This is a genomic window from Sphingobium sp. UBA5915 (genome assembly GCF_002431195.1).
In the GTDB taxonomy this organism is placed as follows: Bacteria; Pseudomonadota; Alphaproteobacteria; order Sphingomonadales; family Sphingomonadaceae; genus Sphingobium; species Sphingobium soli.
In genome coordinates this window covers 222,870-235,576 of the sequence record NZ_DJDV01000053.1, presented here as the reverse complement: position 1 = coordinate 235,576, position 12,707 = coordinate 222,870, and the positions used below count along the sequence as shown (strand labels likewise).

Annotated in this window: 13 protein-coding genes; 3 read left to right on the top strand and 10 right to left on the bottom strand. The window is 64.4% G+C overall.

What is annotated here, in order from left to right; translation table 11 throughout:
• Positions 1-225 precede the first annotated feature (225 nt).
• Positions 226-1,623: an FAD-dependent oxidoreductase gene (locus B2V90_RS08610; RefSeq protein WP_228221112.1), complete on the bottom strand. Its 1,398-nt coding sequence runs from the start codon at positions 1,621-1,623 to the stop codon at positions 226-228.
• Positions 1,624-1,795: 172 nt separating this feature from the next.
• Here B2V90_RS08610 and B2V90_RS08605 point away from each other — a divergent pair, with 172 nt between their 5' ends.
• On the top strand, positions 1,796-3,103 hold the full coding sequence (locus B2V90_RS08605; protein WP_228221113.1) for a M24 family metallopeptidase: 1,308 nt from the start codon (positions 1,796-1,798) through the stop codon (positions 3,101-3,103).
• Positions 3,104-3,314: 211 nt separating this feature from the next.
• On the opposite strand, the gene B2V90_RS08600 is transcribed toward B2V90_RS08605, so the two are convergent.
• From B2V90_RS08600 to B2V90_RS08585, 4 genes are read right to left on the bottom strand one after another with little or no spacing between them, the layout of a single operon-like run.
• Positions 3,315-3,977 (bottom strand): isochorismatase family protein, encoded by a 663-nt coding sequence (locus tag B2V90_RS08600; protein WP_228221114.1) that lies wholly within the window; start codon positions 3,975-3,977, stop codon positions 3,315-3,317.
• The gene (locus B2V90_RS08595; protein ID WP_228221115.1) at positions 3,967-4,851 is read right to left on the bottom strand and encodes an isocitrate lyase/PEP mutase family protein; all 885 of its coding nucleotides are present in this window, start codon (positions 4,849-4,851) and stop codon (positions 3,967-3,969) included. The genes B2V90_RS08600 and B2V90_RS08595 overlap by 11 nt, the downstream gene beginning before the upstream one ends.
• Positions 4,848-5,762: a polysaccharide deacetylase gene (locus tag B2V90_RS08590; RefSeq protein ID WP_228221116.1), complete on the bottom strand. Its 915-nt coding sequence runs from the start codon at positions 5,760-5,762 to the stop codon at positions 4,848-4,850. The genes B2V90_RS08595 and B2V90_RS08590 overlap by 4 nt, the downstream gene beginning before the upstream one ends.
• Positions 5,763-5,779: 17 nt before the next feature.
• The gene (locus B2V90_RS08585) at positions 5,780-6,538 is read right to left on the bottom strand and encodes a maleate cis-trans isomerase family protein (protein ID WP_293920875.1); all 759 of its coding nucleotides are present in this window, start codon (positions 6,536-6,538) and stop codon (positions 5,780-5,782) included.
• 173 nt (positions 6,539-6,711) lie between these two features.
• On the opposite strand from B2V90_RS08585, the gene B2V90_RS08580 reads away from it, so the two are divergent.
• Both B2V90_RS08580 and B2V90_RS08575 read left to right on the top strand, forming a co-directional pair.
• On the top strand, positions 6,712-7,005 hold the full coding sequence (locus B2V90_RS08580) for a DUF1330 domain-containing protein (RefSeq protein WP_228221118.1): 294 nt from the start codon (positions 6,712-6,714) through the stop codon (positions 7,003-7,005).
• Between the two features lie 35 nt (positions 7,006-7,040).
• A complete protein-coding gene (locus tag B2V90_RS08575; protein ID WP_228221119.1) occupies positions 7,041-8,243 on the top strand; it encodes an FAD-dependent oxidoreductase in 1,203 nt (400 codons plus the stop codon).
• A 20-nt stretch (positions 8,244-8,263) separates the two neighbouring features.
• Here the strand turns inward: B2V90_RS08575 and B2V90_RS08570 are convergent, their stop codons facing one another.
• Genes B2V90_RS08570 through B2V90_RS08550 form a run of 5 tightly spaced genes read right to left on the bottom strand, consistent with a single transcriptional unit; the run spans position 8,264 to position 12,603 of the window.
• On the bottom strand, positions 8,264-9,058 hold the full coding sequence (locus tag B2V90_RS08570) for a helix-turn-helix domain-containing protein (RefSeq protein ID WP_228221120.1): 795 nt from the start codon (positions 9,056-9,058) through the stop codon (positions 8,264-8,266).
• 56 nt (positions 9,059-9,114) lie between these two features.
• Positions 9,115-10,041: a polysaccharide deacetylase family protein gene (locus tag B2V90_RS08565; RefSeq protein WP_228221121.1), complete on the bottom strand. Its 927-nt coding sequence runs from the start codon at positions 10,039-10,041 to the stop codon at positions 9,115-9,117.
• Positions 10,041-10,967, bottom strand: coding sequence for a polysaccharide deacetylase family protein (locus tag B2V90_RS08560; RefSeq protein ID WP_228221122.1), 927 nt, complete (start codon positions 10,965-10,967; stop codon positions 10,041-10,043). The genes B2V90_RS08565 and B2V90_RS08560 overlap by 1 nt, the downstream gene beginning before the upstream one ends.
• Positions 10,967-11,647 (bottom strand): isochorismatase family protein, encoded by a 681-nt coding sequence (locus B2V90_RS08555; protein ID WP_228221123.1) that lies wholly within the window; start codon positions 11,645-11,647, stop codon positions 10,967-10,969. Before B2V90_RS08555 ends, B2V90_RS08560 begins: the two co-directional genes overlap by 1 nt.
• Positions 11,644-12,603 (bottom strand): hydroxymethylglutaryl-CoA lyase, encoded by a 960-nt coding sequence (locus B2V90_RS08550; RefSeq protein WP_228221124.1) that lies wholly within the window; start codon positions 12,601-12,603, stop codon positions 11,644-11,646. The genes B2V90_RS08555 and B2V90_RS08550 overlap by 4 nt, the downstream gene beginning before the upstream one ends.
• Positions 12,604-12,707: the final 104 nt, after the last annotated feature.

The window sequence follows — 12,707 nt, the reverse complement described above, 5'->3', positions numbered from 1 at the left end:
CTGACAGGTGGCCGAGGGTCGCAGGGATGTACTGTCGTCGCGCGACGGCGGTACATCCTTGCGTCCGGGGAAGCTATCACGTTGCTATAGGAAAGGTGATTCTACAGATGCCTCGACGCGATGCGCTCTGAGAGGCCATGGATCGCGGCAATTTGAATAGCGGCTATCCACAGCGCAAAGCCCGATCGTGCGCGCCCCGATATGTATCGGACTAATCGTTAGATGTCAGCCCGTGACTTGGGCGGCAGCGACGCGGCCGGCGATCTTGCCGAGCGTCGTCGCGGTCAGAAGCCCGTTGCCCGCGATATAACCCGCCGCGTCCGACCCTGACACACCCCGTGCCGCGCCGCCCCCAGCGAACAGGTTGGGGAATGGCGTCCCGTCCGCGCGCAGGACGCGCGCGTCCTGGTCGACCTCCAGCCCGCCCTGCGTGTGGTAGAGCGCGCCCGTCACCTTGACGGCATAGAAGGGGGCGGTGAGCGTAGGCCGGTCGGTCAGGAACTGGCGGCCGAAGCGGTCGGCGTGTTTTGTGGCGCGGGATGCTTCGGCTTCGTCGAAGCTGCCGGCGAGCGCGCCCACGGGCAGTCGGCAGGCGGACGCCAGTTGCGTAATGTCCTGCCCCATGAGAATGGCGCCGGCGGCGATCGCTTGCTGGAAATCCTCAAATTGGGTCATCACATCGTAACAGCGCTGGTCGAACACGGTCCAGGCAACATGATCGGGCTGGGCGATGATCTTGACCGCTTGTTCGGAATAGCCCTTCGATTCGTCAGAGAAGCGTTCGCCGCGCACATTGACCTGAAAGCCGCCTTCCAGGATCGCGGGCCAGTTGATCGTGACCGCATGGCCGACCGCAAGCCCACCATGGCCCTGATAGGCGGCGACGTCGCCGATCGCGGCACCCAGGTCCAGTCCCCAGAGGATGGCGTCGCCCTTGTTGCCCGGATGGCCGTTGAAGACCGCGCCGTCGAGTTCGGGAATGTAGCGCGCGACCATGTCGGCATTGCCGGCAAAGCCGCAGCAGGCCAGAATGAGCGCGCGGCAACCGATCGCTTCCATGCTGCCATCGGGCCGTTCGACGCCGACGCCGGTCATGACCTCTCCATCGGTGTAGAGCGTCGTCACGACCGCGTCGGTCAGGATATCCGCGCCGGCCGAGACCGCGCTTTCCTCCAGCTTCGCCATCAGTTCGGCGCCCGACCGGTGCGTCATTCCATACATGCGACGGACGCTGTGGCCTGGATAGGTGAAGCCGTCCACCAGGGTCAGGGGCAGGCCGTGACCGTCCTTCAGCCATGCCACCGTCTCCGCCGACTGCCTAGCCAGGTGATCGACGATCACCGGGTCGGCCTGTCCCCTGGCCTTGGCCTGGATGTCCGCCGCGAAGAGGGCGGGGCTGTCCTCTATGCCTTGCGCCGCCTGTTCGGGCGTCCCGGCGGCGGGGATGAGGCCCGTGGACATGGAAGTCGTGCCCCATGGCTTGGGATCGCGCTCGACCACCAGCACCTCCGCGCCGCCATCCCGCGCCGCTAGCGCGGCGCTCAGGCCGCAGCCGCCACCGCCTACGATTAGGACGGGAATGATGAAATCGAAATCGTCGGCGCGACGCTGTTGGATCGGCATGTCTGTCATCCGCTGGAAAAATGGATGGCGCAGGCCTAGCCGAACGCGGAGCGGCTTGCAGGCGGGCCGGCCAGTTTGATCGCCCTGCGAATAGCGCGAAAGGGATGAAGGACCGTGGCCGGCTTTGCGATAGTAAGGAGGCAAGGCTTCGGGTCAGGACAAGGGACGAGATATGCTGCTGAACAGGGCGCGCGCGATCGAGGTGATGGAACGGCACGGGCTGGACGGCCTGGTCGCGGCCTTCCCGGAGAATATCTATTATCTGAGCGATTATTGGGGACCGATGTTCCTCATGTCGCGCAACTACACGCTCTACGCGTTCCTGCCGCGCGATCCCGAACTGCCCGCCGCGCTCATCATGCCGGGAACGGGCGTCTATCATCTGGAGCATGTGCCGACATGGATGCCCAACGTGTCGACCTATATCACCCGGATCAAGCCCGGCCAGCCCATCCCGCCGCGCGATTTCGAGTTCACCACCGAGGAAATAGACGAGGGTGACCGCGTCGTTACGCCACAGAGCGCGCAGGGTCAGCGGCTTACCCCTTATCCGATCCGCGAGGGTGTGGAGATGGCGCCGCGCGACCAGCAATTGCTTGCCCGCTATGCGATGCACAGCAGCAACCCCGAAATCACCGCCACGCGCGCGCTGAAGGCCGCGATCGAGGCGGCGGGGCTGGGCAAAGGGCGCATCGGGTTCGACGATCCGCGCGTGCTGGGCTGGCTCAATGCCGTGGGCCTGCCGGATCTGGGCGGGGTGGATGCGCTCAACATCTTCAAGGAAATCCGCATGGTGAAGAGCCCTGCGGAAATCGACTTGCTGCGCACCGCAGGGCAGATGAGCGAAAATGCGATCAACGCAGTGATCGCCGCGATCGAGCCGGGGATGCCGCTGGACGATATCGGCCGCATTCACGCCCGCGCCATGATCGAGCAGGGTGGCAAGTCGGAATGGATCATCGCCAATGTGCGCGGTCTTGCCACCGGCGTGGTCGAGGCGGGCGAACTGATGAAGCTCGATTCCGTCGGCAGCTACAAGGAATATCGCGGCGATGTCGGTCGCACGGTGATCTGCGGCGAACCGACCAGGGAAATGCTGGACCGCAATGTCACCGTGACGCGCGCGCTCCAGATCGCCTATGAGAATATCCGGCCGGGCAAGACGTTCAAGGAGATCGTCGACCTGACTCTGAAGGCGGTGCATGATGAAGGCTTCCCCGGCTTCGTGATTGCCGGGCCCCACTCGGTCGGCCTGGAGCATACCGACCATCCCGTGTCGGTGGGCGACCAGATGCCCGGCCATCATGAGTTGCGCTTCCTGGAGAATATGGTCTTCACGCTGGACATGCCGTACCATGAGTTCGGATGGGGCACGTCCCATGTCGAGGACATGATGCTGGTCACGAAGGACGGGTGCGAGGCGCTGACGTCGATGGATACATCGCTTCGGGTCAAGCCCATCCGGGCGACGGCGGCGTAAGGCGGATCGACCATGGCACAGCCTTGATGACAGGCGATTCGCCTGTGGGCAGGACTGCGCCTGCGATCGGACGGGGCCGTAAAGTGACAAAGACGCCGCAAAAGACCGGCTGACATGTCACCTTATGTCGCCTTTGGCTGCGGCATAAGCGTGCACCCGGGCAGCCGTCGGACGATACGCTGTCATCCGACAGTCTGGAGCAGATGAAATCCTACATCGAAAGCTCTTTTCGCGCTGCCGCGCGGCGGTCCATCAGGTCGATCGCCTCGGCCTCGCCGACGACTTCGGCCATCTTGGCGGCCATATCGAAGAGATTCTGTTCCTGGGGGCGGGCGTCGCGGTCGCCGCATGCCTCGCGCACGACGAAGGGGGCAAAGCCGTGGCACAGCGCATCGAGCGCAGTGGCGCGGACGCAGCCGGAGGTGGAAAAGCCGGTGATGAGCAGCGTGTCGAATCCGGCCGCGTGCAAAGTCGATGCCAGCGGGGTGCCGAAGAAGGCCGACGGATATCGTTTGGAGAGGACGAGGTCGCCCGGCAGCGGCTGAAGCGCGGGCGGGAAGGCGCCCGCCGGCGATCCGCGCTCGAACGCTTTGAGGGCAGGCACCTTGCGGAAGAACAGGCCGCCGTCGATGCCGCCCGGCTGATAGACGACATTGGTGAAGATGACCGGCACGCCCGCCGCGCGGGCCGCCGCGGCCAGGCGGACGTTGGACGCCAGCGCGTCCTCCACCCCGGCATAGAGCGGCGAGGCGGGGTCGAGATAGGCCATCACGACGTCCACGATCAGCAGCGCGGGACGCTGACCGAAGGGGACCTTGCCGCCGAAGCCGGCGGCGGCATAATCGGCGTTCAGGTCGGGCTGTTCAGGCGTCATAGCGTTTTCCAAGATCGATGAGGTCGGACGCGCCCAGCAGCGCGTTAATGTCGGAAAGCCGGGCGATGTCGGCCGACAGGCTGGCGGTGCCGCGCTCGCGGGCCAGCGTATCGAGCCAGCGCGGCCCGTGCGCGGCGAGGCCGTGCAGCAGCAGCAGCGGATGCAGCGCGATGGCGAAGCCCAGCTGTTCGAGTGCCGCGCCATTGTCCACCGGCGTCACTCCGCCTTCGACCAGATTATGGACCAGCGGCACGCGCCCGGCGAAACGGCCGGCGATCCCTTCCAGCTCTGACAGGGTGCGGGGGCCTTCGATGAAGATGAGGTCCGCGCCCGCGTCCAGATAGGCTTCTGCGCGCTCGATTGCGGCATCATAGCCTTCGACCGCCAGCGCATCTGTGCGGGCGATGACCAGCATGTCATGCCGCGCGTCGAGTGCCGCCCTGATCCGTCCGACCGACTCGGCGAGCGGCACGACGGTCTTGCCCGCCATATGGCCGCAGCGCTTGGGGAAGCCCTGATCCTCGATCTGCACCGCGCTGGCGCCCGCGCGCTCGAAGGCGCGCAGCGACCGTTGGAGGGTCAGCGCATTGCCAAAGCCGGTGTCCGCGTCGACGATCAGCGGGATCGCGATGCGATCGCGGATGACCGCGACCGCTTGCGCCACTTCGCTCGCCGTGACCAGCCCCATGTCCGGGCTGCCGTAGCGCCCCATCGACAGCGCCCCGCCCGATAGGAAGGTGATGGGAAAGCCGGCACGCTCGACGAGCAGCGCGGTAAGGCCGTCCCAGCAGCCGGGCACGCTATGCAATCGCCGCCCGTCGGGGCCTGCGTGCAGCAGGCCCTTCAGTGCGGCGACATGCTCCCTCTGGCTCATCCGAGCTGGCCGGGGATGTGGCTTTCATGATTCTGAAGATACCAGTTGGCGATCTCTTCACGCGTGGCCCACCAGACGCCGGGCAGGGATTTGGCATGTTCGATGAACTCGCGCAGCGCCCGGATGCGATGGGCGCGGCCCGACACATGGGGGTGGAGGCCAAGATTCATGATGCGGCCGGTCTTCACGCCCTCTTCGTAAAGGACGTCCAGTTCCTCGATCAGCACGTCGCGATATTCGTCGGTCGTGTAATTCTTGCGCGTGATGAAGGTGAAATCGTTGATTTCGTTGGAATAGGGCACCGACACGATGGGCCCGTGCGGCGTGCGCAGCAGATAGGGCTGATCGTCGTTCATAATGTCGCAGTAGAAGGTGCAGCCATATTCGGCGAGAATGTCCGCCGTCTGCAGCGTGCCGCGCAGCGAGGAGGAGAGCCAGCCCTTGGACTTGCGGCCGGTGAATTTTTCGAACTGGTCGAGCGTGCGCAGCACGATCTCGCGCTCCTTGGCCGGATCGCCCGCGAAATTGGTGAGTAGTTCGCCCTGTTCCCAATTATGGGTCAGCAATTCCCAGCCTCGTTCCAGCACGGCGTCGGTCATCGCCTTGCGCCGGTCGAAGGTGACGGCGTTGGTGGTGCAACTGGCCTTGACGCCGAGTTCGTCGAACAGGTCTATGAGGCGCCACAGGCCGACGCGCTGGCCATATTCGCGCCAGGTGTAATTGGGGAAGTCGGGCGTGTTGCCCGGCAGGATGTCCGGCAGGATCGACGGGCCGCCGGCATAATAGGGCTTGTCGGTGTCCTTGGTGAGATCCCAGGTTTCCAGGTTGAAGGTCAGGATGAGGGCGACGCGGGCGCCATTGGGCCATTTGAGCGGCTGGCGCTGGGGCAGCGGGATATAATCATAGTCCATGTGAGCGACCTTTCTTTTTAGAAGCGGCGGAGCAGCGCGCCGAAACCATCCATCTGATCGTTCAGTCCCATGCTGCGCAGGGCGTGCCAATAGGTGGCGGTATTGATCGCGATGACCGGCTTTTCCAGCCAGAATTCCGCCATGGCGGCCACTTCGGCGAAGGCGAGGTTGGTGCCGGCCTGGATGATCGCGTCTACGCCCTCGCTTACGGCAATGGCGGTGCGCTTGAGTTTCTGCTTGTCCTCATGCGCGATCATCATGGGGGAAGGGGATTTAAGGCCCTCTATATGAACGACCTCATAGCCCTGGTCGTCGAAGAATTTCTTGACGTTGGCGTCGCCGACCGGGGCGTAGGGGGTGAGGATGCCGATCTTGCGGATTGGGCCGGTTTCATTTTCATAGGCCTTGATCGCGGCGTCCACGGCGGTCGATCCCATGATGACGGGGATGCCGCCGGTCCGCTCCAGCATCTTGCGGTGCAGTCGCTCGGCCCCTTCCGCGCCGTCCCAGAAGGTTTCGGCCGACATGCCCATGATGACGCAGCCCGGTTCCATCGACATGGACACGTCGACGGCGTCGAAGGTGGCGGCGCGGATATTTTCCAGCATCACCATGAAGCTGTCGTCATCGCTCACCCTGGTATCGGGGATGGCGATGCGCGAGAAATGATTGGTGACGCCGCGCGGGCGCATGGCGGCATATTCCGGCTCCACGCTGGTGTTGGTCGACGGCGCGACCACCGCGAACTTCATGCGATACCCCAGGGAATCCACCACGGCCTGTCCTTTTCATGCAATGTCTGTCGAACGCCATAGTGCGGAGCCGGCAGGCGGCGGGCCATCGGCAGGGCGCGCATTTATCGACAGGCGGATAGATTGCACCGATCCCGGCGCGGCGGCGGGCGGTAGCTGGCACACAGTCGGTCATCGCAGGAAACAGGGAGCAGGTCATGGCGGCCTATATCGTTGCAACCGTTCGGGTGACCGACGCCGAAAAATTCACGGCCTATGGCAAGGGCATCGCCGGACTGTCCGAACAGTTTGGCGGAGAGTCGATCGTCAAGGGGCCGGTCGCCGAATGGCTGGAGGGCGAGGGCCCGGCGGGCGAACGGGTCGTCGTCAGCCGTTACCCCGATGCGGACGCCGCGCGCGCCTATATCGCCAGCGCCCAATATCAGGCAGCCGCTGCTCTGCGCGCCGGCGCGGGCGAGGTGGTAATGCGCCTGCTCGTCGACCCGGCCTGACCGCACCCAATCCCCTTATCGCAGGACCCAAGAACATGACGAAGAAAACGCGCGTCCTCATCGCGGGCGCCGGCCCGGTCGGCACTGTCGCCGCCTATCGCCTGGCGCAGATGGGCATCGATGTCATCCTCATCGAACCCCACAGCCATTGCCCCGAAGACATGCGGGCGTCGACGCTTCATCCGCCCAGCCTGGACATGCTGGAAGAATTGGGCGTGCTGGACGAACTGATCGCCGACGGGCTGAAGGCGCCGGTCTATCAGTATCGCAATCGGCGCAGCGGCAGCGTCATCGCCCTCGACATGACCGAGATCGGCGATGTCGTGCGCCATCCCTTCCGCCTGCAATGTGAACAGTTCAAGCTTGCCCGGCTGCTGGCCGGTCGACTGGCGACGCACGATCATGGCCAGATCCTCTTTGGCCATCGCCTGCTGTCCTTCGAGCAGGACAGCGAAGGAGTCACCTGCCATGTCGAAAGCCCGATGGCGGTCGAGACAATCCGGTGCGACTATCTGATCGGCGCGGACGGCGCGAGTTCTACCGTGCGCAAATGGACCGGCATCGCCTTTGAGGGCTTTACATACCCCGAACGCTTCCTGACATTGTCGACCGACTATCCGGTCGAAGCGCATTGTGAAGGGCTGGCCAATGTCAGCTACATGTCGGACGCGGCGGAGTGGTGCGTGCTGCTGCGCGTGCCGGGCCTGTGGCGCGTGTTGGTGCCCTCGCACGAGCAGGAAAGCGATGCCAGCTTGCTGTCCGACGCGAAGAAGACGGCCGTATTTAACGGACTCGTGCCTGATGGCGCTGGGGTGCAGACCCATCATCGCACGCTGTATCGCGTACACCAACGGGTCGCCGCCAGCTTCCGCCATGGCCGGGTGCTGCTGGCGGGGGATGCCGCGCACCTCAACAACCCGTTGGGCGGCTTCGGCATGAACTCGGGCATCCATGATGCCTGGAATCTGACGGGCAAGCTGCGCGACATCCTGCTGGACGGCGGCCATTCTGACGCGCTTCTCGACCATTATGACAGGCAGCGGCGCACCGTCGCCAAGGAATTCGTGCAGGCCCAGACCATACGCAACAAGACGGCGATGGAAGCCGATCCGGGTTCGGCCAAGAGCGCGCAGGAAATCCATATGGAAAAGCTGGCCGCCGACCCGACGCTGCGGCACGAATATATGCTGCAGCAAGCCATGGTCCGGTCGATCGAACGGCAAGCCGAAATTCTCTAACGGTCAGCCCGCCGGCGCCGTCATTCCAATGGCGTCGGCGGATTGGTCATTTCCTCGCCGATCCGCCGGGCCGCCGCCTTGAGCGGTTCGAGGCATTGCGCAAGCGCATCCGACATTTTGAGCGCGGTCGCAAAAAAGGCCAGTGTCAGCGTTCCAGCGACATGGCCATGTGCGATGATCGGCACGGCGATCGAGGAGGTTTTGCCCGGATTACGGGTGAAGGTGTTGTAGGCGCGGGTCGCATGGCCGTCGCGCAGGATATGTTCGGCCAGCCCCTCCTTCTCGAACAGGTCGATCACATGGTTGGTGATCTTGTCAGGCATCAGCTTGAGCGCGTCGAGCAGGCCCTGCCGCTCATCATCCGGCAGATAGGACAGATAGACGAGGCCCGCCGCGCATTCGAGGATCGGCAGGGCATAGCCGGGATAGTAACTATTGAAGGTCAGCGTCGTCAGCGAATGGGTGGAATCGCGGATGATCATCGAATGGCCGACATGGCTGGCAAGCGAGATCGGCCAGCCCAGCTTGCGGGTCAGTTCTACGATGTGCGGGCGCGAGAACTGGACCAGTTCGGCATGGCCCTGAAAACCGTGCGCGAGCGTCTGGACGAGCGCGGTCGGCCGGTAGTTTTTCCGCGATGGCTCGCGCTCCACCAGCCCTTCATGCACCAGCGTCTGCACCAGGCGGCACGCGGTGGGATAGGGAACATTGGAAGTGCGCGCGATCTCCATCATCGAAATCGTGCCGCCTCGATTGATAGCCTGCAACACGGCAATGCCGCGGCTGAGGGATCGTATCGGAACGCCTTTTTCCATGACGGGATGATGACAGATATGGGGCCGTATGCAACGGCATTTTATCCGACAGGCGGTTAAATGTGGGGAAGCGCGGCCTCCACCAGGGCGTCGCCGCGCGCGAACCACAGGTCGTCGCGAGATGCCATGCGGGCCAGCAGATCTTCGAACGCGCCCATGCGATAGGGCAGGCCCATGATATAGGGCGTGACATGGAGCGGCAGCATCCGACCACCGCCATGCGCCGCCGATTCCGCAGATAGCCAGTCCAGCGCGTCGACAACCTGCTGCGCATAGCTGTCGGCCGAACTCTGCTGCACGGTGATGATCTGGCGATCCGACAGTTCATGGTTGAGGGGCAGGTTGACGATGTCGCCCGCCGTCGTGGCGAAGCGATAGGGCAACTCGTCATTGGCCCAGTCGCACATGTAGGTCAGGCCCGCCTCCTTCAGCAGCCGGGGCGTGGCGAAGCTTTGCGACCGGGCGATCGACAGCCAGCCCGTGGGGCGGGTGCCTGCGACCCGTTCGATCGCGTTGAGCGAGCGGGCGATGAGGTCGCGTTCCTCGGCTTCGGGCAGGCCGGTCGCGATCGTGCCGTTCATGTCGGTCGAATGAGCGATGATCTCATGCCCGGCCGCGACGATGTCCCGGACGATCGAGGGATAGCGTTGGGCGATGGCGCCGTTGCAGGCGACCGACACCTGCGCGCCGACCTTCGCGAAGGCGTCGAGCATCCGGTAGAAGCCGACTCGTGTGCCATATTCGCGCGACGTATAGTGGCGATAGTCCGGATAGGCGGTCTGCATATGGCCGGGCGCGCGGAAGGGTTTGTCTTCGGCCAGGATCGGGAACCATTCCAGGCTGACGACGAACCAGGCGGCGACGGCCCTGCCGGTCGGCCAGGCGATCGGGGGGCGATCGAACAGGCTGGACCAGGGGTAGAGGTCATGGTCCATGCCCTTGCGGCGCATGGCATAGGACAGATAATCGGGGTCGAGCGCCATCAGCGGGCCTCCGTCGTGTAGCGTGCGGCGTCGGCCGCAGCATCGTCATAATGATGGGCGAGATAATGGTCGGCGATGTCGCCGCTGCGCGTGATCCAGGCGCGGCCGTCGGCTGCGATGTGCCGCAGCACCTCCTGAAACGCGCCGATCCGGTGCGGCTGGCCGATCAGATAGGCGTGGAGCGGGATGCACATCACGGTGCCCGATGTCGCGCCTTCCTGCGCGAGCCGGTCGAACTGACGGATCAGCGTATCGGCATAGTCGCGCGGCGACATATTGTAGACGAAGAAACCATAATGGTCGTTCACCTCCAGGCTGTAGGGCATGGAAATGAGCCTGCCGCTCTTGACATGGACCGGCCCCGGTTGGTCGTCATGATAGAGATCGCAGGTGTAGGTCAGGCCATATTCGGCGATCAGGTCCAGCGTGCGCGGCGTGTGGGTGAGGGCCGGGGCGAGCCAGCCCTTGATCGTCTGGCCGGTCGCGTCGCGGACGGTGCGGATCGCATCCTCGATCAGCGCGCGTTCCTGGCCTTCGTCCATGCCGTAGCTGTAGCGGGTGTTGTAGACGCCATGGCTGAAGAATTCCCAGCCGAGCGCGTTCACCTGGTCGATGATCTCCGGGCAATGCTGGCACATGGCGACCGAGAGGGATACCGATCCCTTGAACCCGTGGCGCTCCATCACCTCGGCCAGGCGATAATGGCCGACGCGGTTGCCATGGTCGCGATGGCTGTAGCCGACAACGTCGGGATGCGGCTTTGTCCAGCTCTTGCGGTGGGGGTTGGCGGGCGGATCAAGCTCGTAAAACTCGATATTGGGCGATACCCAGACCGCCACCGTCTTGCCGCCCGGCCATTGCACCTTGGCCCGGTCGCGATAGGGGCGGAAATCGTAGAGCCCCGGATCCATTTCCCCCTCGCGCATCAGCGGGCCTCCAGCCAGTCGATGACGGCCTGCACCGGCTCCACATCGGCATATTTGATCTGGAGGTCGGTCAGGTTGGCGAAATGATAGCTTTCATGCTTGTCCGCGCATGTCTCGATCGGCACGATCGCGCGGAAGCCGTAGGACAGCGCATCGACGGCGGTGGCGCGCACGCAGCCCGACGTGCTGCCTCCGGTCACGACGACGGTGTCGACCTTATGCCAGCGCAGATAGGAGTGGAGCGGCGTTTCGAAAAAGGCCGAGGGCATCCGCTTGGTATATTGCAGGTCGTCGGGCTCGATCTGGCACCGGGGATCGAAGGCGTGGCGCTCGCTGCCATATTTGATGTTCTGGAGCGAATCCTCCGTGTTGGTGCGGGTGCCCCAGACGCCTGCGTCGCCGGCATCGTCCTTGTAGCCGACCCGGCTCCAGATGACGGGCATTCCCTTGGCGCGGGCGAGGCGGGAGATGCTGTTGGTGTATTCGATCTGGCGCGGGTCGGTTTCATAGGCGGTCTTGAACATGTCGATCCGCGTATAGGCCTGCTGGAAATCAACGTTCACGATCGCGAGCTTTTCGCCGAAGCCGAATTTCCGGCGCGCTGGGCTGGCCATCACTTCCTCGAACAGGTCGCGCGCAGTGCGGCCATCGCTGACCATTTTCGTGCCGATGATGCTCATGCGATTGACTCCTTCATGGTCGCGGGCTGGAAACCGAGCGGGACGCCCGCATCGGGAATGAAACCGAACATCTCCTCGTTCGGCAGGGTGTCGCGCACGATCGTGCGGACGGCGGTGAGGGCGGCGATGTCGATGCCGGTGCGCAGGCCCATGGCTTCGAGCATGAAGACCAAATCCTCCGTCACGATATTGCCCGACGCGCCGGGCGCGAACGGGCAGCCGCCAAGGCCGCCGAGCGAGGAATCGAGCGTGGTCAGCCCGCATTCGATCGCGGCGAGCGCGTTGGCGAGGCCGAGACCGCGTGTATTGTGGAGGTGGATGCCGCTCAGCGCGTCCTTGCCCACCGCGTCATGGACCAGCTTGACGAGGCGATGGACGGCGGACGGATCGGCATAGCCGGTCGTGTCGGACAGGCCGACCTCGTCGCAGCCTGCCGCCATCAGGCTTTGGGCGAGGCGTGCGATCTGCGCGTCGGGGATCGGGCCTTCCAGCGTGCAGCCGAAGGCGGTGGACAGGCTGCCTTCGAAATGGGGGCGCTGATCGGACGGGAGCGCGGCGATCATGCGGGCGATGCTCCTGGCTTCGTCGATCACCTGATCATGCGTGCGCCGCAGATTGGCGAGCGAATGGGTTTCGGAGACGGAGAGCGGCAGGGTGATCTTGTGCGCACCCGCCGCGATCGCCGCCTTTGCCCCGCGTGCATTGGGCACCAGCACCGCGACGGTCAGCCCCGCTATCGTGCGGGCATGGGCGACCAGTTCGGCCGTGTCGGCCAGCTGGGGCAGGATCTTGGCGGGGACGAAGCTGCCCACCTCTATCTCGCGCACGCCGGCTTCCGCTTCCGCGTCGATCCACGCCTTCTTGGCAGCCAGTGGCATGATGGATTGCACGCTTTGCAGGCCGTCGCGCGGCCCCACTTCGCTGACGAGAATGTCGATGGGGGAAGATATGCTCATGGCAGGACAGCACCGCAACCGCGCCCGGCCGTCCATTCGCCGGCCCGCCTTTATCCACTGTGCGGATAGTCGCCAATCGCAGCCGCCTCCAAGCGGCAGAGCCA

Bases quoted from the DNA above. Each gene is read 5' to 3' on its own strand.
- B2V90_RS08610 (WP_228221112.1), bottom strand. From the start codon at position 1,623: ATGCCGATCCAACAGCGTCGCGCCGACGATTTCGATTTCATCATTCCC.
- B2V90_RS08605 (WP_228221113.1), top strand. From the start codon at position 1,796: ATGCTGCTGAACAGGGCGCGCGCGATCGAGGTGATGGAACGGCACGGG.
- B2V90_RS08600 (WP_228221114.1), bottom strand. From the start codon at position 3,977: ATGACGCCTGAACAGCCCGACCTGAACGCCGATTATGCCGCCGCCGGC.
- B2V90_RS08595 (WP_228221115.1), bottom strand. From the start codon at position 4,851: ATGAGCCAGAGGGAGCATGTCGCCGCACTGAAGGGCCTGCTGCACGCA.
- B2V90_RS08590 (WP_228221116.1), bottom strand. From the start codon at position 5,762: ATGGACTATGATTATATCCCGCTGCCCCAGCGCCAGCCGCTCAAATGG.
- B2V90_RS08580 (WP_228221118.1), top strand. From the start codon at position 6,712: ATGGCGGCCTATATCGTTGCAACCGTTCGGGTGACCGACGCCGAAAAA.
- B2V90_RS08575 (WP_228221119.1), top strand. From the start codon at position 7,041: ATGACGAAGAAAACGCGCGTCCTCATCGCGGGCGCCGGCCCGGTCGGC.
- B2V90_RS08570 (WP_228221120.1), bottom strand. From the start codon at position 9,058: ATGGAAAAAGGCGTTCCGATACGATCCCTCAGCCGCGGCATTGCCGTG.
- B2V90_RS08565 (WP_228221121.1), bottom strand. From the start codon at position 10,041: ATGGCGCTCGACCCCGATTATCTGTCCTATGCCATGCGCCGCAAGGGC.
- B2V90_RS08560 (WP_228221122.1), bottom strand. From the start codon at position 10,967: ATGCGCGAGGGGGAAATGGATCCGGGGCTCTACGATTTCCGCCCCTAT.
- B2V90_RS08555 (WP_228221123.1), bottom strand. From the start codon at position 11,647: ATGAGCATCATCGGCACGAAAATGGTCAGCGATGGCCGCACTGCGCGC.
- B2V90_RS08550 (WP_228221124.1), bottom strand. From the start codon at position 12,603: ATGAGCATATCTTCCCCCATCGACATTCTCGTCAGCGAAGTGGGGCCG.